This is a genomic window from Streptomyces sp. NPDC090045, from assembly GCF_044747975.1.
In the GTDB taxonomy this organism is placed as follows: Bacteria; Actinomycetota; Actinomycetes; order Streptomycetales; family Streptomycetaceae; genus Streptomyces.
The window spans coordinates 242,542-259,539 of the sequence record NZ_JBIVFA010000013.1 but is presented as its reverse complement, the minus strand read 5'-3'; the positions used below and the strand labels follow the sequence as shown (position 1 = coordinate 259,539).

Here is a 16,998-nt window from a genome sequence, read left to right as displayed (position 1 = left end):
CCTTTACTGTGCTCGTATCAACCTCGTAGGACAAGCGAGAGTTTCTCCAGTCCACGGCGTAGCATTGCTTACATGTTGAACCTGGAGCGCCTGCGCACCCTCGATGCCCTCGCCCGCCACGGCTCGGTCAGCGGCGCGGCCGACGGCCTCCACGTCACCACTTCCGCCGTGTCCCAGCAGATGGCCAAGCTGGAGCGCGAGGTCGGCCAGCCGCTGCTGGCCAGGAACGGGCGCGGGGTCCGGCTCACCGACGCCGGGCGGCTGCTCGCCGATCACGCGGCCCGGATCATCTCCCAGGTGGAGCTCGCCCAGGCCGACGTCGAGGCCCAGCGCGGATGCGCCGTCGGCGAGCTGCGGATCGGCGCCTTCCCGACCGCCATGCGCGGGCTGCTGCCGCAGGCCCTGTCCGCGCTGCGCGCCGGGCACCCGGACGTGCGGGCACGGGTGCGCGAGCAGGAGCCCGAGGACAGCATGGCCGCCGTCGTGCGCGGGGACCTCGACCTGGCGCTGGCCATCGACTGGCACAACAAGCGGATGCCGGTGCCCGCCGAGCTCACCCGGACCCACCTGCTGGACGACTCCGTCGACATCGCGGTCCCGGTCGGTCACCCGCTGGCCGACCGGAGCAGGATCTCGCTCGCCGACTTCGCCGACGACGACTGGATCTCCTGGAACGAGGGGCAGTTCTGCCACGAGTGGCTGGTCTTCAATCTGCGCGGTACGGGCGTCGAGCCGCGCATCGCCCACATCGCCGAGGAGCACCACACCCAGCTGGCCTTCGTGGAGGCCGGACTCGGTGTGTGCGTGGCGCCGAGGCTGGGGCGCGGCCCGGTGCCGCCTGGGGTGCGGCTGCTGCCGGTCTGTGACGCCGTACGCCGCCACGTGTACGCCGTCTGGCGCGCGGACGCGGACCGGCGGCCCTCGATCCGGGCCGCGGTCGACGCCCTGCGGGAGGCGGCCGCCGGACTGCAGTAGTCCGCCCGGCTCCACGGCCTACAGCTTGCGGAAGTCCCAGGAGACGATCGAGTCGGGGGTCAGGCGGATCCAGGCGTGCCGCCCGTCGTGCGGCATCTCCTCGATGCCGAAGTTCTTGACCGGGAAGATCCGCTCGGCCTCCGCCAGTTCGGGGCACGGCTCGCCGGTGCGCGGGGCCTCGCCCACGAAGACGGCGCTGCCGGACAGCTCCACCCCGCGCAGTTCGTCGTACGACTCGCCCGAGTCCACGACCACCGAGATCCGCGGGTCCTTGCGCAGGTCGGACCAGCGGCGGCTGCGCGTGATCGAGTACAGCCACAGCGAGCCGCCGTCCCAGGCGAACCACAGGGCGCCCACGTGCGGGCGCCCGTCGGGGGAGACCGTCGCCACCCGGCAGGTCTTCTGCTCGCGCAGGAAGGTGTCCACTTCCGCGTCGCTCATCATGATGCGCCGGCCCCGCCGCTGCGAGGTTCCGGTTCGTGACTCGTCCATCCGTCCTGCACCCCTTCACATCTGACTGTGTGTCAGGAATCATGAGGGCTCTTCCGTCGCCACGCCAGGGGGAGCCATGCCCGATCTCGATCCCGCCACCACCGCGCTGCTCACCGTCGAGTGCCAGAACGGTGTCGTGGGGGAGGAGAGCGCGCTGCCCGAGCTCGCCAAGGAGGCCCGGGACTCGGGGATGCTGGGGCGCGTGGCCGCGCTGGTCGACGCCGCGCGCGGGGCCGGCGTACAGGTGCTGCACGCCGTCGCCGAGCGGCGGCCCGACGGGCTCGGTGCGAACACCAACGCCCGGCTGTTCCGGGCCGCGGGGAAGCTGCCCGTGCGCCAGCTGACCGGGAGCCGGGCGGTGGAGGTCGCCGCCCCCATCGTCGTCGCCGGGCAGGACCTGGTGGTCCGCCGGCTGCACGGGCTCTCCCCGATGGCCGGCACCGATCTCGACCCCCTGCTGCGCAACCTCGGCATCCGCACCCTCGTCGTCACGGGGGTCTCCTCCAACATCGCCATCCCCAACACCGTGTTCGACGCCGTGAACCTCGGCTACCAGGTCGTGGTCCCCGCCGACGCCATCGCCGGGGTGCCCGCCTCCTGCACCGCCGAGGTGATCCGCAACTCCCTGGCACTCGTGGCGTCCATCACCACGGCCGAGGCCCTCCTTGAGCAGTGGGCCCCCGAGTACTGATCCTCGTAGCCCGGGCGGACCCTGCTCAGGACGCAGTGCAACGGTCCCAGGATTCGGCGCTCGACATCCAGGGCAAGGCCTTCCGCCGGCTGTGCCGTGCCCTGCGGGCCCAGGCCACGTACACGGCATGCGAGGTGCCGGCCACCACGAGGGAGCGGGTCCGTTCGGTCCGGCGCGCGGTCGGCGTGTTGGTCTACGAAGAGTGACGGCCGTGCGGGGGACCGTGCCGGGGGTGGGGGAGGGGGGTTCGGGCAGGCTGACGCTCGGGTGCGACACCGACGGCCCTGCCTCGGAGGCGCGGTTTCGGCAAGCGCGATGTGTGCATATCGTCATACATCTGTCGCTGTGGGTGATCATCACTCACGGCAGGCTCCACGCCTGTCCGCACGTGCTCACAGGTGAGGAGCCACATGTCACGCAGGCACCGCCCCAAGAGATTCGCCGCATCGCTCTCCGCGCTCGCGGCCACCGCCCTCTTCGTCGCCGCCGTTCCCGCCACCGCCCACGACGGGGACAGCCATCCCGACGAAGCCGCGGCGCTGGGGGCCGGGCATGCTCAGGAGCATGCCAAGATCCGCGCGGCGGCCCAGGCGCTGGGTGGATATTCCCAGCTCGCGCGCATCGAGAGCCTGAGCGATCTGACCAGGTCCCAGGAGCTGGCGAACTCGAAGTTCCACCCCAAGGCGTACGGGCAGTTCGCGGAGTACTTCCAGTCGCCCGACTTCGCCGCCCACGTCGCCATGCTGCCCACCGGCAAGGTGCTGCTGTTCTCCTTCGAGCGTGTCGAGACCGACCCCACGGAGGAGCCGGCGCCGACCAACACGCTCGGGCCGGAAAACGCCGGCCGCGCCTTTCTCTGGGATCCGGCGAAGGGGACCGGCCCCGAGGCGTTCAAAAAGGTCACCCCGCCCGAGCTCGTCGTGCCGGACGGCACGAACGTGAAGCGCCCGGCTCCCTTCTTCTGCGCCGGGCACGCCTTCCTGCCCAACGGCATGCTCGGCGTCTTCGGCGGGAACCTCGGCTACGGCGGAGGCGCCGGAGCGAAGCTGTCCCTCGTCTTCGACCCGTGGACCGAGTCGTGGGCGGTCAACAAGGACATGGCGGTGGGTCGCTGGTACCCGTCCGTCGCCACCGCCCCGGACGGGCGCCTGCTCATCATGTCCGGGCACACCGAACAGGGGTGGGGCACCTCCACCTCGGTCGTCGAGCGGTTCCCGGCGAAGAGCCACCCGGTGCCCTTCGAGAAGAATCTGATCCCGCGAGACGTCCCCACCGACACCCTTCGCGTCGACGCGCCGTTCGGCGAGGACAGCGACTACCCGCACCTGTTCACCCTGCGCGACGGCAAGGTGTACGGCCTGGGCCGCCACGCCACCCGGCAGTGGGCCTTCGACCCGGTCGCGGAGACGCGTACGGACCTTCCCGCCCGCCCGGACGGCGTCCACCGCGGCTACGGCTCGGCGGTGGCGCTGCCCGCCGGATTCCGCGGTCCGAACTCCGTACTGATCCTCGGCGGTGACCGCGACGACCCCAACACCTACCAGCTCGCGGACGGGGTGTGGGAGAAGAAGCAGCCGCGCGCCTTCGGCCGGACCCAGGACAACACCCTCCTCCTCCCGGACGCCAGCCTGCTGACGGTCAACGGCGCCTACGGCATCCGGGACTACGGAAACGGCGACTACAACCCCAAGTCCGAGCTCAAGTACCGCCAGATCGAGACCCGCAACGCGCTCGGGGACTGGCGGCTCGGCCCCGTGCAGCGGCTGCCGCGCGGTTACCACTCCAACGCGGTCGTCCTTCCCGACGGCCGGATCATGGTCACCGGCGACGAACTCCAGCAGCTCGCCAACGACCCGAAGATCGATGACGACATGAACGGCAGCATCGAGATCTTCGAGCCCGCCTACCTCCACCAGGGCTCCCGGCCCAAGCTCGACCACGTGCCGAGCGGCCCTGTCGGCTACGACTCCCGCTTCAGGGCGACGACTTCGACCCCCGGCAAGGTCAAGAAGGCCGTCCTGCTGGCGCCGACCACCGCGACCCACGCGGTCAATACCAGCCAGCGCCACCTGGAACTGCGGATCGTCCACCGTCAGGGCAACACGCTCGGGCTTCAGGCCCCGCCCTCCGCCAACGACGCCCCGCCCGGGCACTACATGCTCTTCCTGCTGGACGAGAAGGGGGTACCGAGCACGGCCAAGTTCGTGTCCCTGCGCTGAACGAAACGAACGGGAGCGGCGGCCCGGTCCTCGATCCCCGGATTCCGGGCACACGCCCAGGTGAGTCGGTGCGCCGGACTCGCTTGCGGCGCGAGGAGCGCGCCGCCGACTTCCCGGAGGCGGCCGGCCGGGCCGAACCGGCCGCCGCCGAACTGGTCCTGCCCGCCGACCGGGTAGGCCTCGCCGTGCCCGTCAGCTCGTAGGGCCTCAGTGCGCCCGCGTCGACCTTCGGTCCACGCGGGCTGGATGCCCGGTGTCGCGCAGGGCCAGGAGGAATGTGGCGATGTGGTCCGGCGCGGCCTGGGCTTCGGCGCGCATGATCCGGTAGCCGTCGGCTTCGACGCCGTAGACGGTGCGCTGGTGCTTCAGCCCTTCCTGATGCTGTTCCACCTTGCCGGCTTTCCGTTGGTACTGCAGGGCGTCGGCACCTGCGGCGATGACTTCGGCGAGCCGGTTGGCGAAGGCCGCGTTGCATCCTCCGAGCCGGACGAAACCGTGGCCGGCCACCGGCCCGTCGTTGCTCAGGGAGGGAAGCGTCAGGTTGGCGAGCGCGAGCGCCGCCTGAAGGTTGGTCACAGCATCTTCGCCGGCCTGGTAAGCGGTGTCCTGGCGCCGCTTGTATTGGACTCGTTCCGTGTAGGTCAATTCGTACATGTTGCTGAGCTCTCCTGTGGGTCTGGAGGTGAGGCGCCGGAGCGCGTTGTGCATGCGGTTCAGCGGGGGGTGGTCCTCTGCCGGCGCGCCGGCCCTGCGCACGCATCCCGTGGCCGCCGCACCGCTGATCACCTGAGCAGCAGGCCGGCCGCGGATGCCGACGGCGCCGCCCCTGGGCATGGCCTTTTCCTACGGCACGTCGCTCGGTGTGCCGCAGTGACTGGACGCACCTGGGCTGCGGGGTGCGGAGCAGGCCGCATCGCGGCAAGAGTGGGTAGACCGACGGGCTGAGTCTGTGCACGGCCCGTGACTATCGGTTTGGATCTTCGTTTCAAAGGTGCAGGCGAGCACCCCTTTGTCGTGTGGGAAGGACCGGGTTGGCCAGGGAGGAGTTAGCGGCTGCTACCGCCTTTGCCCTTCGCGGTCGCCGTCCATGGGTTGCTCGGCCCTCTTGCGTCGTCGTCCGACAGCGCCGTTCCCGCTGGGACGCTCACCCAGGATTCCCACTCCCGCGCTTGGACGGCGAATCGCTCTGGCCGACGGCAAGACTGTCGCCCAGCTGTACTCCATCGCCCGAGGCGAGGGCCGTCGCGCTGACTTGCGCACGTGGCGCTGTCGCACGCGTACGACCGTCATGCGCCGTACCCGAATCCGTGGCGGTGGGACGGAGAGCCGGCTTCCCTGCTGTCTGCCACGGGGAAGCCGGGAGGGACACCGTCCGGGCCACGTCGGGCCGTGGCCGTCTGCCTGAGCGGAACGGACACGGAGGCTGCCGGATTTCGGTGCCGCGGAGCGGCCTGGCGAGGCGGTCGCGTGAGCGTGATCTGGCGGACCAGCTGTTGGAAGCAGGACAGCGCCGCGACCGCAGGAAGGGCAGACGCCGCCCCGGCGGCGATCGTTCTGGGTGCCTGGGCCACGCACAGAAGCGTGGCCAGCGTGGAGAACAGCAAGACGATGGACCAGGAATGAAGCGCGCGGCGCTGGTGCAAGGCCGATCTGAGGATGGACAGGGAGGCGACCATCCAGGGGCCGTAGATCAGCAGGGGCCACCAGCTGACCACGTCGCGGGCCGTGTGGGGTCCGGCGCTGTGGCGCAGGGTGTCGCAGATGGCCAAGCCGCTGAGGATGCTCACCACAGCGGCGATGGCGCCCACCAGCGCGGCGGTGAACACACTGCCCGTTTGCAGCAGGGTCACGACTGGCGATTTCGGCAGGTTCCGGCGGTGCCCCCTGGAGGCTCGTGCGGGCGGACGCCCGGGAGGGGTGGGCTTCAGCCCTGCCATGAGGCCGATGGTGCTGGCCGTGTCACCGGTGCCGTCGAAGCCGCCTCGGGTGAGGGGCTCCCGCTGCCCGGGTACGGCGTTCTCCTGGAGAAGGCAGGCGAGTTCCTCCACCGGATCCCATGCCCGATGCGCCTCGCCCGGCCCGCCGGGAGGTTGCCCGGGATAGGGGTGTTGTACGTGCTCCGGCTCGCCCCAGAAAGCCGAGGTCTCCTGCTGGGGGCGGACGCCGTGGATGTCCGGGTACCCGTACGGCTCATGCACGGGAGCTGCCACCCGAGCACTCGCCGGCAGCTGTTGCGGACGCTGCCGTGTTCCCCAACCGCCTGCCGAAGTCGACCTGGATCACGCTCATCGTATGGAGGAAGTCCTCAAAGATCGAGGACGAGTAGCTCAGATCGATTTCCAGACTCTCGTGTTCCAGCGTTGCGTTCCGGGTCACGCCACGGTCGGCTGAACCCGGAATGAAAAGCCACTTACCGATCCGGATCGCCCCGGAGTGAAAACTGCCTCCCTGTCCGTCTTCTTCCGCAGTCCTGCGGAAGAAGACGGGGAGCTTTGCTGTTGTCATATTCCATAAACGCTGTCGATGTTGGTCAGGGTATGCGCCATCCGGGTGATGGTGGCCGATGAGTAAGTGGTGGGCCTGTCTTATCGGTTCGACAGGCGGACCACGTGGACAGCAGGAACGTTGCTCTCGCCGCCGCGCGTCACGCCGCGCCGCGCCTTGGCTCGCCTCGACTCGGGTAAACGGTGAGCTTCGGCTCCGCCTCTCTGCCGGGGTGCCTGACGGCAACGCGTGTACGTCACATACGACCGCCCTGCTGCGTGCCGAGCCCCACCCGGCGGAGTCCCCCGTGCACGGAGGCATGCGTCTGCGCTTGTGGCTGCGCGGACGGCCACGTGACCCAAAGAAGCGCCTTGACCCCTGACTTGGGGCCGGGAGGGCCGGCCGCTCGCAGCAGTCGACTGATCATCGGTAAATAGATCGAGATGCCAAGGACGTGGATTGCTGCGCATGGCTGCAATCGGAGGACAGGGCGCAACCAGGCATATGCCCGTGCGTTATGCCGGTCGATCGCCGGGGCTCAGGTCCGGGCGGTCCTTGCAACCTCAACCTTCGAAAGGACCAGCCGTGGGAGGCATCCTCCTGTGGATCGTGCTGATTTCCACCGCACTGGGCACAGTTTTCACCGCGTTGAACTCCTCGGGGATCGGCCGCCTCTGGGCCGTGGACGCCCTTGAGCTGAGGCGCCGACGACGCTTCAAGCAGGTTCTATCCCTGCACGTAGACGCCACCCGGCTGTCTTGTCGGGAAGCCGCGGTGGCGGTGTGGCCGGGGGAGGAGCCTGTCGGCGTCTCCGTATCCGGGTCGTTCATGAGCCATGTCGGCCACCCTTCCTACGGCCAAACGGCCCCATGCTGGCGGCCGACTCCACCCGCTGAACGGCTGCAGTTCTGACGAAGGGTGGTCGCGTTGACTCGGACTTCGTCGCGTCCCGGGTTCCGGCGAGGCGCGTGATGCCGGCACCCCGGACGTGAGGCTCTGGGCCGCGGTAGGCCGCCGAACAGGCCTCGGCGAGAGTGCATCCAGTGCCCTGCAGCCCCCGCTGCAGTGCCCTCGCGAACCGTGGCCCGGAGAGCTCGGACGAGTCGTGTCGGAACACTATCCAATGTCACACGCGGGCAGGCCACTCGGCACGCCCTCCTGATCAAGAACACCCAGTGGAAAGGGTGGCCGGTATCACTGAAAAACCCCGGCAATTCGTACATCGTCGGAGTGGGGTGGAAACCCCGGCAATTCGCACATTGGCGGGCGGGCGAAAACCCTGGCAATTCGCACATTGCTGCTCCTCGCCGCCAAATGGGTTATGTCGAAACGGTGGCGGCTGGTCTCATTCCGGCTCGATGCACTCCGTCCTGGCCGTCGTGGGAAAGTCGAGATGTGTCTGAACTGAAAGAACTATCATCGACCTGTCATTGTGAGAGCCTCCGGAGCATCCGGACACAGTCCGCGAGAAGGGTTGCGTGAGGATGCCACCCTGCGGTGACCCAGCGGCTCGTGTTTTATGGGCAGCGGCCCAACGGGGGGCGTGCACGGTACGGGCGGCGCTGATACAGGCGATCCGCCGCCTGGCTGGAGCAGGCACGGCCGGCGAAACGACCCCGCCCCGCACGCAAATGAGCTCGATACCGGCACTTCAGGACGAATACAGGTCGGGTTTCTCCCTGTCGCTGCCTCCTCCAGCGGGCTCGGCGAGCGACCTCCACGAATGTCCGTGGTGCCGATCCCTTGGAAGTCCCGAGACTCCTGGCCGGTCCGGGCCCACCGAGGACTGTTAGCGATGACGGCAGGGGTGGCATCCGTGTTCGACCGTGAGGGGACGGGTTCGCGTGATGCTCCGGCAAGGCCGCCGCAGCTCCGGATGGATCACGGGCCGAGGCCGGCCATCGGGCCGGCCCGTCCGCCCCCGCCACCGCTCCCGCCCCCGCTCCGCCGGTCCGTTGCGGAGGTCGTCGCGGGCAGGCGCGCCGTGCTGGGTGATGCCCGGCCGGCTCGGCCGTAGAGCTGTCTCTTGATCTTCTTGATGCGGTTGACGGCGCCCTCGATGCTGCCGGAGCTCCAGTCCAGGGTGCGGCTGGCGGCGCGGGCGAGGGTCGGCAAGCCCTGACGGAAAGGGGCGTCGAACTCCTCAGCCGTGAGCGAGCGTTCGCCCTCGTAGAAGAAGCTGCTCGACTCTTGGGGGAAGGTCAGGCCAAACTCACCGTGCAGGAGGCGCTGGAGCAATCCCAAGGTGGTCGTCCTCGACGAGCTCACCGACGGGCCCGACCCGCGGGCCCGTCGTGACACCTGGCCTGATCGGCCGGGCCGCGAGTTCGACCGTCATCTCGTTCAGGCCATCGCAGTCGACCGCCGAGCGGGAGCTTGCGGAACTGCCCGGCGCCGCCTCGGTACAGGAGACGGACCGCAAGCTCGTCATCAGCGGCACCGGCCAGACCGTGGGCGCCGGTCTTTCGCTGCCCGCCACACACCGCATTACGGCCAACCAACTCGCAGGATGAGCTGGTTCCCTGGGGGCGCCATGGATGTGCAGGAATGCGGGACATGTAGCCTTGGATGATGTTGACAGAAGTCACCGCGACCCGCTATGTCACGCCCTTGCGCGAGGGGGGCTCGCTTCCCGGTGTCGTCGAGGCCGACGACCTCGGCATATACGTCATGAAATTCACCGGAGCCGGCCAGGGCCGCAAGACCCTGGTCGCCGAGGTCATCTGCGGCCGCCTGGCCCAGCGGCTGGGGCTGCGCGTTCCGACCCTGGTCCAGATGCAGCTCGACCCCGTCATCGGGCTCGGCGAGCCCGACCAGGAGGTCCAGGAGCTGCTCAAGGCCAGCGGCGGGCTCAACCTCGGCATGGACTACCTGCCCGGCTCGATCGGCTTCGACCCGCTCGCCTACCAGGTGGACCCGGCCGAAGCGGGACGCGTGGTCTGGTTCGACGCCCTCATCAACAACGTCGACCGGTCCTGGCGCAACCCGAACATGCTGGTCTGGCACGGGGATCTGTGGCTCATCGACCACGGCGCCACCATGATCTGGCACCACAACTGGCCCACCGCCGAGGCCGCGGCCGCCAAGCCCTACAACGCCTCCGACCACGTACTGGCCCCCGTGGGCCCGGACATCGAGGCCGCGGCCGCCGCCCTCGCGCCGCTGGTCACCGAGGAACTGCTGACGGAGGTCGCGGCCGACGTCCCCGACGAGTGGCTGGTCGACGAGCCGGGCTTCGACTCCACCGACGCGCTGCGCCGCGCCTACGTGGAGGCGCTGCTGCCGCGCGCAGCCACGATCCACGAGAGGATCACCATGGAGGCCGAGGTCAAGCGGCGGTCCGGTCCGCCGGGCTGGCTGGCCGAACGCCTCGCCCCCCTGCCCCACAAGAAGAAGAGCGACGACGAGTGACCAAGCGGGACGTGTTCGAGTACGCGCTGGTGCGTGTGGTGCCCCGGATGGAACGCGGTGAGTGCTTCAACGCCGGAGTGATCGTCTACTGCCGGGCGCACGCGTACGTCGCCGCGCGCACCCACCTCGACGAGGCGAAGCTGCTCGCGCTGGATCCCCAGGCCGATGTGGCCGGGGTGCGGGCCGCGTTGCGCGGGGTCGAGGGCGTGTGCGAGGGCGGGGAGTCCGCCGGGCAGGCGGCGGGCGACGACGCCGGGCGGCGGTTCCGGTGGCTGATCGCGCCGCGGAGCACGGTGGTGCAGCCGGGGCCGGTGCACACCGGCCTGACGGCCGACCCGGCGGTGGAGGTGGAGAGGCTGCTCGACCTGCTGGTCCGCTGACCGCTGGTCGCTGGTCCCGCCGGTGGGGCGGTGCGGCGCCGTCGCCGGGGCGCTGCCCCGGACCCTCCCCCAGACTCCGTCCGGGGGGACCCCCACGCCTCAAACGCCGGCGAGGCTGGAAGATCGGGGCGCCGCCCCCGACCCCGCGCCTCAAACGCCGGCGGGGCTGGATGATGCGGCGAGGCTGGATGGTGCGGTGGGGCTGGGTGGTGCGGCGGGGCTGGAGTTGCCGGATGTGCCACCCGGCGCCTTGAGCGGTGGCGCGTCTCGAGGTGCCGCCGTTGACACCGGGTGCCAGGGCTCCTAGCGTCTCCTCTGCTGAAGCTACTAAGCGGTTGCTCACCTCTGGGCGGCCGTCTCTCAAGGGCGAGGAGATCCAGCATGTCCACCACCGAGCAGCGCGTCGCGATCGTGACCGGGGCGGCCCGGGGCATCGGCGCGGCCACCGCCGTACGCCTGGCCGCCGAGGGCCGGGCCGTCGCCGTACTCGACCTCGACGAGGCGGCCTGCAAGGACACCGTGGAGGCGATCAGGGCGGCCGGCGGCAAGGCCCTGGCGGTCGGCTGCGACGTCTCCGACGGCGCGCAGGTGGAGGCCGCCGTCGCGCGCGTCGCGAGCGAGCTCGGCGCCCCGACCATCCTGGTCAACAACGCCGGCGTGCTGCGCGACAACCTGCTGTTCAAGATGAGCGAGACCGACTGGGACACCGTCATGAACGTGCACCTGCGCGGTGCCTTCCTGATGTCCAAGGCCTGTCAGAAGTACATGGTGGACGCCAAGTTCGGCCGCATCGTGAACCTTTCCAGCAGCTCGGCGCTCGGCAACCGCGGCCAGGTCAACTACTCCGCCGCCAAGGCCGGCCTGCAGGGCTTCACCAAGACCCTGGCCATCGAGCTCGGCAAGTTCGGCGTCACCGCCAACGCCGTCGCCCCCGGTTTCATCGTCACCGAGATGACCGCCCAGACGGCCGCCCGCGTCGGCATGGGCTTCGAGGACTTCCAGGCGGCGGCCGCCACCCAGATCCCCGTCCAGCGCGTCGGCCGCCCGGACGACATCGCCAACGCCATCGCGTTCTTCACCGGCGAGGCGGCCGGCTTCGTCTCCGGCCAGGTCATGTACGTCGCCGGCGGCCCGCTCAACTGACGAGCGAAGAGATCACGAGAGGCAGGCGCACGTCATGACGTACGACGGTATCGACAGCGGCAAGGTCGCACTGATCACCGGGGCGAGCCGGGGCATCGGTTACGGCATCGCCGAGGCGCTGGTCGCCCGCGGCGACCGGATCTGCATCACCGGGCGCAATGAGGATGCCCTCAAGGAGGCCGTCGAGCGGCTCGGTGCGGACCGGGTGATCGGGGTCGCCGGCAAGGCGCACGACGAGGCCCACCAGGCCGTCGCCGTCGAGCGCACGATGGAGGCCTTCGGCCGCGTCGACTTCCTGGTGAACAACGCCGGCACCAATCCGGTCTTCGGGCCGATCGCGGACCTGGACCTCGGGGTCGCCCGCAAGGTCTTCGAGACCAATGTGATCTCGGCGCTCGGCTTCGCCCAGCGGACCTGGCACGCCTGGCAGAAGGACAACGGCGGAGCGATCGTGAACATCGCCTCCATCGCCGGCGTCTCCGCCTCGCCCTTCATCGGGGCGTACGGGATGAGCAAGGCCGCCATGGTCAACCTCACCCTCCAGCTCGCCCACGAGATGGCACCGGGTGTCCGGGTCAACGCGATCGCCCCCGCGGTGGTCAAGACCAAGTTCGCGCAGGCGCTCTACGAGGGCCGGGAGCAGGAGGCCGCGGCCGCTTATCCGCTCGGCCGGCTGGGGCACCCGGAGGACATCGGAGGGGCCGCCGCGTTTCTTACATCTGCACAAGCGGAATGGATCACGGGCCAAACTCTGGTCGTCGACGGTGGGATGTTCCTCAATGCTGGAGTGCACTAACCGATAATCGGACGTTTTTGCCTCCGAAAGGGAGGCAAATGTGTATCGAATGTGCACGGAACCGGTCAAGTGCCCCACGAAACCACCCCATTGGATTCGTGGGGCACTGCGGTAGGGTCTGCCGCACCCCTGGCTGATCGAGGAGCGTGCACGTGTTCAACCGGACCAGATGCCTGCAGATCACTGCGGCCCTTGCGTCCATATCCCTGCTCGCCGGATGCGGCCTGCTGTCGGAGGACCACGACGACGACGCCAAGCGGATCGTCGTCGGCACCACGAGCGCACCGAGCACCCTCGATCCCGCCGCGGCGTGGGACGGCTCCTGGGAGCTGTACCGGAACGTCTACCAGACGCTGCTGGCGTTCCCCACGGGCTCCACCAAGCCCCAGCCCGACGCCGCCCAGAACTGCGAGTTCACGGACGGCGCGAGCCAGGCCTACCGGTGCACCCTGCGCAAGGGCCTGAAGTTCTCCAACGGCGAGCCGCTCGACGCCAAGGCCGTCAAGCACTCCCTGGACCGCATCAAGACGATCGGCTCGAAGGTCGGCCCGAAGGACCTCTTCGGCAGCCTCGACAAGATCGAGACCCCGGACGCCCTGACGGTCGTCTTCCACCTGAACACCTCGGACGCCACCTTCCCGTACGTCCTCGGCTCGCCGGCCGCCTCGCTGGTCGCGCCCAAGGACTACCCCGCCGACAAGGTGCGCCAGGACGGCAAGATCACCGGCTCCGGCCCGTACGTGCTCGAGTCGTACAAGGAGGGCAGCGAGGCCGTCCTCGGCAACAACGGGACCTACGCGGGCTTCGCCAACCGCCGTAACAAGGCGGTGACGATCCGCTACTTCCAGGACTCCCAGAAGATGGTCTCGGCCCTGAAGGCCAAGGAGATCGACGCCACCTACCGAGGCCTGTCGGCCACGGAGATCACGGACCTGCAGACCCCCGCGGCGCACGCCCAGGGCGTCCAGGTCGTCGAGAACGTCGGCGCCGAGATCCGCTACCTGGTCTTCAACCCCAAGGACCCGGCCGTCAACAAGCTCGCGGTCCGCCAGGCGATCGCCCAGACCGTCGACCGCGGGACGCTCGTCTCCAAGGTCTACCAGGGCACCGCGGAGCCGCTGTACTCGATGGTTCCCAAGGGGGTCGTCGGCCACAAGACGCCGTTCTACGACAAGTACGGTGCCGCGGACGTCGCCAAGGCCAAGAAGCTCCTCAAGGACGCCGGGGTTCCGACTCCGGTCGACCTGACCTTCTGGTACACCACCGACCGGTACGGCTCCTCCACCGCCGAGGAGTTCACCGAGCTCAAGCGGCAGCTGGACGAGAGCCAGCTCTTCCGGATCACCCTGCGCAGCCAGCCCTGGAAGACCTTCCAGGAGGGCTACAAGGGCCAGGAGTACCCGGTCTTCGGCCGAGGCTGGTTCCCCGACTTCCCGGACCCGGACAACTTCATCGCGCCGTTCGTCGGCCAGGAGAACGCGGTCGGTACCCCGTACGTGCCCACGGAGATCCTGACCGACCTGCTGCCCAAGTCCCGCCGCGACGGCGACCGCTCCGCCGGGGTGGCGCAGTTCGAGAAGGCACAGCAGATCTTCGCCGAGGACGTCCGGCTGCTGCCCCTGTGGCAGGGCAAGCTGTACGTCGCCGCGCAGGAGGACATCGCGGGCGCCGAGCGGGCGCTGGACCCGCAGACCGCCATGCAGATGTGGGAGCTGTACCGCAAGACCAGCTGGTAGCGGCCCCGCCCGGGGCATCCGCCCCGGGCGGCCGACGCGTTGTCAGTGGTCCCCGGTAGGTTCTGGAGCAGTTGCACGAACTTGTACCGGAGGTTTTCGCCGTGACCCAGATGCTGCCCGAGTCCTGGCTCCCCGTCCTCGGAGGGGAGCTGGACCAGCCCTACTTCAAGGAACTCACCGAGTTCGTCGAGAAGGAGCGGGCGAACGGGCCGGTCTACCCGCCCCGCGAGCAGGTGTTCGCGGCCCTGGAGGCCACTCCCTTCGACCAGGTGAAGGTGCTCGTCCTGGGCCAGGACCCGTACCACGGCGCCGGCCAGGGTCACGGCCTGTGCTTCTCCGTGCAGCCCGGGGTCAAGACCCCGCCGTCGCTGCGCAACATCTACAAGGAGATGAAGGAGGAGCTCGGCCTGCCGGTCCCGGACAACGGGTACCTGATGCCGTGGGCCCAGCAGGGCGTCCTGCTGCTCAACGCGGTCCTCACCGTCCGGGAGGCCGAGCCCAATTCGCACAAGGGCAAGGGCTGGGAGAAGTTCACCGACGCCGTGATCCGCGCGGTGTCCGAGCGGCCCGACCCGGCCGTCTTCGTCCTGTGGGGCGCCTACGCCCAGAAGAAGATCCCGCTGATCGACGAGGAGCGGCACGTCGTGGTCAAGGGGGCCCACCCCTCGCCGCTGTCGGCCAAGAAGTTCTTCGGGTCCCGGCCCTTCACGCAGATCAACGAGGCCATCGCCGCCCAGGGCCATGAGCCGATCGACTGGCGGATCCCGGACCTCGGCTGACGCCCCACCGCGCCTCGGCGCCATTGCCGCCACCTCCGGCTAGCTTCGTGATGATCAGACCCGGAGCAGGTCTGGCGGAGCAAGCCGGAGGCCGCGGTGACGGAGCAGCAGGAGGCGTCGGAGGACGCCGTCATGACCAGGATCGGCCAGGCGGTCATCCTGCTGCACGCCGGGGACCGCGAGGAGGCCCGCAACCGGCTCGGCGCGATCTGGTCGGAGATCGGCGAGGAGGGGGACGACCTCCACCGCTGCACCCTCGCCCACTACATGGCCGACGCCCAGGACGATCCCGCCGACGAACTGGCCTGGGACCTGCGGGCCCTGACCGCCGCCGAAGCCCTGGCCGAGTGGCCCGTCGCCGGGGCGGGGGACGGGGGGACGGCGCCGCGGGAGCCGCATCTCGCGATGCGGGTCTTCTACCCGTCCCTGCACCTCAGCCTGGCCGCCGACTACGTGAAGCTGCAGCGTCCGGACGCCGCCCGGATCCACCTGGCACGGGCCAGGGCGGCCACCGGCGCCCTCCCGGACGACGGGTACGGGAACGGCGTGCGGGAGGCCATCGCACGGCTGGAGCGGCGCCTGGCCACGGAACCGGGGGCCGGCCCCCGGCCGTTCCCCGAGCAGTCCCCGTAGGGGCGCCGCGTCCCGGCCCGATCCCGGAGGACGGGCTCCGGCGGTCAGCCCTCGCGGACGCCCGCGCAGATGCGGGCCTCCGGGCTGTCCGGGTGCCAGCGGCCGTGCCGGCGGCCCAGCGCGCACACGTCGGCCGGCCGCACCGGCAGCTTCCGCACCAGCTCCCGCTCCACCTCGGCATCGCGCCGGGAATGCTCGGGACGGCCGCCCGGACGCCCCGACACGGGCTCGGAGGGCTTCCGGGGCTCGGGGATGTCGGGGACCGGCGGCACGTCCGGTGCGGGCCCTCCGGAGGCGCCCTGACCGGGCTGCCGGGCGGCCGGCCGGGCGGGCGCGGAGGCCACCGGGTGCGCGGGCCGCTCCGGGACCGCCTCCAGCGCCTCCAGCGCGGGCGCCTGGACGACCACGTGGGCGGCCCCGGGCCCGCCGCGCGGCTCGTGGCGGGAAGGCTTGCCGGTGGCGGGGACCGCCGCCGGCTGCACGGGGCCGGGGCTCACGTTCACACAGCCGGAGGCGGCCGAGACGGCACAGGCGACTCCGAGCAGCAGGGTTGTCGTGGTTCGGGTTGGATGCACCCGCGCAACTCTGCTGTGCGAGGACCCCGTTGCGAAAACCCGGAGCGGATATTCACCCCGCACGGGTGACGGCGTACGGGGTGTCCGGCGGATCCGGGCCGGGCCGGCCCGATCCGGAAACGAGGTACTAGTCGCCCGTGGCGCCGTCTATCCGCTCGCGCAGCAGATCCGCGTGGCCGTTGTGGCGCGCGTACTCCTCGATCATGTGGGTGTAGACCCAGCGCAGGCTGAAGACCTCGCCGCGGTGGTGGCTCTCGGCCCGCGACAGCAGGTCCAGCGAGCGGCCCGAGGCGGCCTGGCGCGCCAGTTCGACCTCGGTCTGCCACACCTGCTCGTTCTCCGCCCAGGTGGCGTCGTCGGTGAAGTGGAAATCGCCGTCCGGATCGTCCTCGGTGCAGTGCAGCTCGGGAAGGTCCTCGCCGAGCATGATCTCCCGGAACCAGTACCGCTCCACCTCCGCCATGTGCCGCACGAGGCCCAGGAGGCTCAACTCGGAGGGCGCGAGCGGGGTGCGGCGCAGCTGCTCGTCCTGGAGCCCCTCGCACTTCCAGGCGAGGGTCGCGCGGTGGTAGTCGAGCCAGCCGTCCAGCATGTCCCGCTCGTCGGCGGTGGTCGCGGGCTCGGTGCGATGTGATCCGGAACTGGTGGTCATGAGGGACATCCTCGGCGAACCGGCCCCCTGCC

Annotated in this window: 20 protein-coding genes; 13 read left to right on the top strand and 7 right to left on the bottom strand. The window is 70.0% G+C overall.

All coding sequences use genetic code 11. The features are described 5' to 3' along the window. Nucleotides 1-72 precede the first annotated feature (72 nt). Nucleotides 73-975 (top strand): LysR family transcriptional regulator, encoded by a 903-nt coding sequence (locus ACIPYQ_RS30340; protein WP_401257040.1) that lies wholly within the window; start codon nt 73-75, stop codon nt 973-975. Nucleotides 976-993: 18 nt separating this feature from the next. Here the strand turns inward: ACIPYQ_RS30340 and ACIPYQ_RS30335 are convergent, their stop codons facing one another. Beyond that, complete coding sequence (locus tag ACIPYQ_RS30335) at nt 994-1,467, bottom strand: pyridoxamine 5'-phosphate oxidase family protein (RefSeq protein ID WP_401257038.1); 474 nt, start codon at nt 1,465-1,467, stop codon at nt 994-996. Nucleotides 1,468-1,543: 76 nt separating this feature from the next. Here ACIPYQ_RS30335 and ACIPYQ_RS30330 point away from each other — a divergent pair, with 76 nt between their 5' ends. The 4 genes from ACIPYQ_RS30330 to ACIPYQ_RS30315 all read left to right on the top strand — a co-directional run bounded on the left by ACIPYQ_RS30330 (nt 1,544) and on the right by ACIPYQ_RS30315 (nt 4,580). Continuing rightward, nucleotides 1,544-2,158 carry a cysteine hydrolase gene (locus tag ACIPYQ_RS30330; protein WP_401257036.1) on the top strand — a complete coding sequence of 205 codons (615 nt, stop codon included), beginning with the start codon at nt 1,544-1,546 and terminating at the stop codon, nt 2,156-2,158. A 35-nt stretch (nt 2,159-2,193) separates the two neighbouring features. Beyond that, on the top strand, nt 2,194-2,364 hold the full coding sequence (locus ACIPYQ_RS30325; protein WP_401257034.1) for a hypothetical protein: 171 nt from the start codon (nt 2,194-2,196) through the stop codon (nt 2,362-2,364). 204 nt (nt 2,365-2,568) lie between these two features. Next, nucleotides 2,569-4,377, top strand: coding sequence for a galactose oxidase-like domain-containing protein (locus ACIPYQ_RS30320; protein ID WP_401257032.1), 1,809 nt, complete (start codon nt 2,569-2,571; stop codon nt 4,375-4,377). Between the two features lie 68 nt (nt 4,378-4,445). Then, nucleotides 4,446-4,580, top strand: coding sequence for a hypothetical protein (locus ACIPYQ_RS30315; protein ID WP_401257030.1), 135 nt, complete (start codon nt 4,446-4,448; stop codon nt 4,578-4,580). A 4-nt stretch (nt 4,581-4,584) separates the two neighbouring features. On the opposite strand, the gene ACIPYQ_RS30310 is transcribed toward ACIPYQ_RS30315, so the two are convergent. The 4 genes from ACIPYQ_RS30310 to ACIPYQ_RS30295 all read right to left on the bottom strand — a co-directional run bounded on the left by ACIPYQ_RS30310 (nt 4,585) and on the right by ACIPYQ_RS30295 (nt 9,105). Further along, nucleotides 4,585-5,031, bottom strand: a complete 447-nt coding sequence (locus tag ACIPYQ_RS30310) for a hypothetical protein (protein WP_362237741.1) — start codon at nt 5,029-5,031, stop codon at nt 4,585-4,587. A 632-nt stretch (nt 5,032-5,663) separates the two neighbouring features. After that, complete coding sequence (locus ACIPYQ_RS30305) at nt 5,664-6,227, bottom strand: hypothetical protein (protein WP_401257028.1); 564 nt, start codon at nt 6,225-6,227, stop codon at nt 5,664-5,666. A gap of 340 nt (nt 6,228-6,567) precedes the next feature. Next, on the bottom strand, nt 6,568-6,882 hold the full coding sequence (locus ACIPYQ_RS30300; protein ID WP_401257026.1) for a hypothetical protein: 315 nt from the start codon (nt 6,880-6,882) through the stop codon (nt 6,568-6,570). Between the two features lie 1,860 nt (nt 6,883-8,742). Next, nucleotides 8,743-9,105, bottom strand: coding sequence for a hypothetical protein (locus ACIPYQ_RS30295; protein ID WP_401257024.1), 363 nt, complete (start codon nt 9,103-9,105; stop codon nt 8,743-8,745). A gap of 50 nt (nt 9,106-9,155) precedes the next feature. On the opposite strand from ACIPYQ_RS30295, the gene ACIPYQ_RS30290 reads away from it, so the two are divergent. The 8 genes from ACIPYQ_RS30290 (at nt 9,156) to ACIPYQ_RS30255 (ending at nt 15,739) form a co-directional block, all read left to right on the top strand. Next, the gene (locus ACIPYQ_RS30290; RefSeq protein WP_401257022.1) at nt 9,156-9,374 is read left to right on the top strand and encodes a hypothetical protein; all 219 of its coding nucleotides are present in this window, start codon (nt 9,156-9,158) and stop codon (nt 9,372-9,374) included. A gap of 58 nt (nt 9,375-9,432) precedes the next feature. Next, on the top strand, nt 9,433-10,272 hold the full coding sequence (locus ACIPYQ_RS30285) for a HipA family kinase (RefSeq protein ID WP_401257020.1): 840 nt from the start codon (nt 9,433-9,435) through the stop codon (nt 10,270-10,272). Beyond that, a complete protein-coding gene (locus tag ACIPYQ_RS30280) occupies nt 10,269-10,652 on the top strand; it encodes a DUF3037 domain-containing protein (protein ID WP_361757639.1) in 384 nt (127 codons plus the stop codon). Before ACIPYQ_RS30285 ends, ACIPYQ_RS30280 begins: the two co-directional genes overlap by 4 nt. A gap of 381 nt (nt 10,653-11,033) precedes the next feature. After that, the gene (fabG, locus tag ACIPYQ_RS30275) at nt 11,034-11,795 is read left to right on the top strand and encodes a 3-oxoacyl-ACP reductase FabG (protein ID WP_401257018.1); all 762 of its coding nucleotides are present in this window, start codon (nt 11,034-11,036) and stop codon (nt 11,793-11,795) included. A gap of 34 nt (nt 11,796-11,829) precedes the next feature. Then, the gene (locus ACIPYQ_RS30270; protein ID WP_401257016.1) at nt 11,830-12,591 is read left to right on the top strand and encodes an SDR family oxidoreductase; all 762 of its coding nucleotides are present in this window, start codon (nt 11,830-11,832) and stop codon (nt 12,589-12,591) included. Nucleotides 12,592-12,743: 152 nt separating this feature from the next. Further along, entirely contained in the window at nt 12,744-14,327 is a 1,584-nt protein-coding gene (locus tag ACIPYQ_RS30265; RefSeq protein ID WP_401257014.1) for an ABC transporter substrate-binding protein, read from the top strand. A gap of 110 nt (nt 14,328-14,437) precedes the next feature. Continuing rightward, nucleotides 14,438-15,106 (top strand): uracil-DNA glycosylase, encoded by a 669-nt coding sequence (locus ACIPYQ_RS30260; RefSeq protein ID WP_351303116.1) that lies wholly within the window; start codon nt 14,438-14,440, stop codon nt 15,104-15,106. 96 nt (nt 15,107-15,202) lie between these two features. Further along, nucleotides 15,203-15,739, top strand: a complete 537-nt coding sequence (locus ACIPYQ_RS30255) for a hypothetical protein (protein WP_401257012.1) — start codon at nt 15,203-15,205, stop codon at nt 15,737-15,739. A gap of 44 nt (nt 15,740-15,783) precedes the next feature. Here the strand turns inward: ACIPYQ_RS30255 and ACIPYQ_RS30250 are convergent, their stop codons facing one another. Continuing rightward, complete coding sequence (locus ACIPYQ_RS30250; RefSeq protein ID WP_401257010.1) at nt 15,784-16,314, bottom strand: hypothetical protein; 531 nt, start codon at nt 16,312-16,314, stop codon at nt 15,784-15,786. A 127-nt stretch (nt 16,315-16,441) separates the two neighbouring features. Continuing rightward, nucleotides 16,442-16,966 carry a DinB family protein gene (locus ACIPYQ_RS30245; protein WP_361757621.1) on the bottom strand — a complete coding sequence of 175 codons (525 nt, stop codon included), beginning with the start codon at nt 16,964-16,966 and terminating at the stop codon, nt 16,442-16,444. Between the last annotated feature and the right edge of the window lie 32 nt (nt 16,967-16,998).

Bases quoted from the DNA above. Each gene is read 5' to 3' on its own strand.
- ACIPYQ_RS30340 (WP_401257040.1), top strand. From the start codon at position 73: ATGTTGAACCTGGAGCGCCTGCGCACCCTCGATGCCCTCGCCCGCCAC.
- ACIPYQ_RS30335 (WP_401257038.1), bottom strand. From the start codon at position 1,467: ATGGACGAGTCACGAACCGGAACCTCGCAGCGGCGGGGCCGGCGCATC.
- ACIPYQ_RS30330 (WP_401257036.1), top strand. From the start codon at position 1,544: ATGCCCGATCTCGATCCCGCCACCACCGCGCTGCTCACCGTCGAGTGC.
- ACIPYQ_RS30320 (WP_401257032.1), top strand. From the start codon at position 2,569: ATGTCACGCAGGCACCGCCCCAAGAGATTCGCCGCATCGCTCTCCGCG.
- ACIPYQ_RS30310 (WP_362237741.1), bottom strand. From the start codon at position 5,031: ATGTACGAATTGACCTACACGGAACGAGTCCAATACAAGCGGCGCCAG.
- ACIPYQ_RS30300 (WP_401257026.1), bottom strand. From the start codon at position 6,882: ATGACAACAGCAAAGCTCCCCGTCTTCTTCCGCAGGACTGCGGAAGAA.
- ACIPYQ_RS30285 (WP_401257020.1), top strand. From the start codon at position 9,433: ATGTTGACAGAAGTCACCGCGACCCGCTATGTCACGCCCTTGCGCGAG.
- fabG (WP_401257018.1), top strand. From the start codon at position 11,034: ATGTCCACCACCGAGCAGCGCGTCGCGATCGTGACCGGGGCGGCCCGG.
- ACIPYQ_RS30270 (WP_401257016.1), top strand. From the start codon at position 11,830: ATGACGTACGACGGTATCGACAGCGGCAAGGTCGCACTGATCACCGGG.
- ACIPYQ_RS30260 (WP_351303116.1), top strand. From the start codon at position 14,438: ATGCTGCCCGAGTCCTGGCTCCCCGTCCTCGGAGGGGAGCTGGACCAG.
- ACIPYQ_RS30245 (WP_361757621.1), bottom strand. From the start codon at position 16,966: ATGACCACCAGTTCCGGATCACATCGCACCGAGCCCGCGACCACCGCC.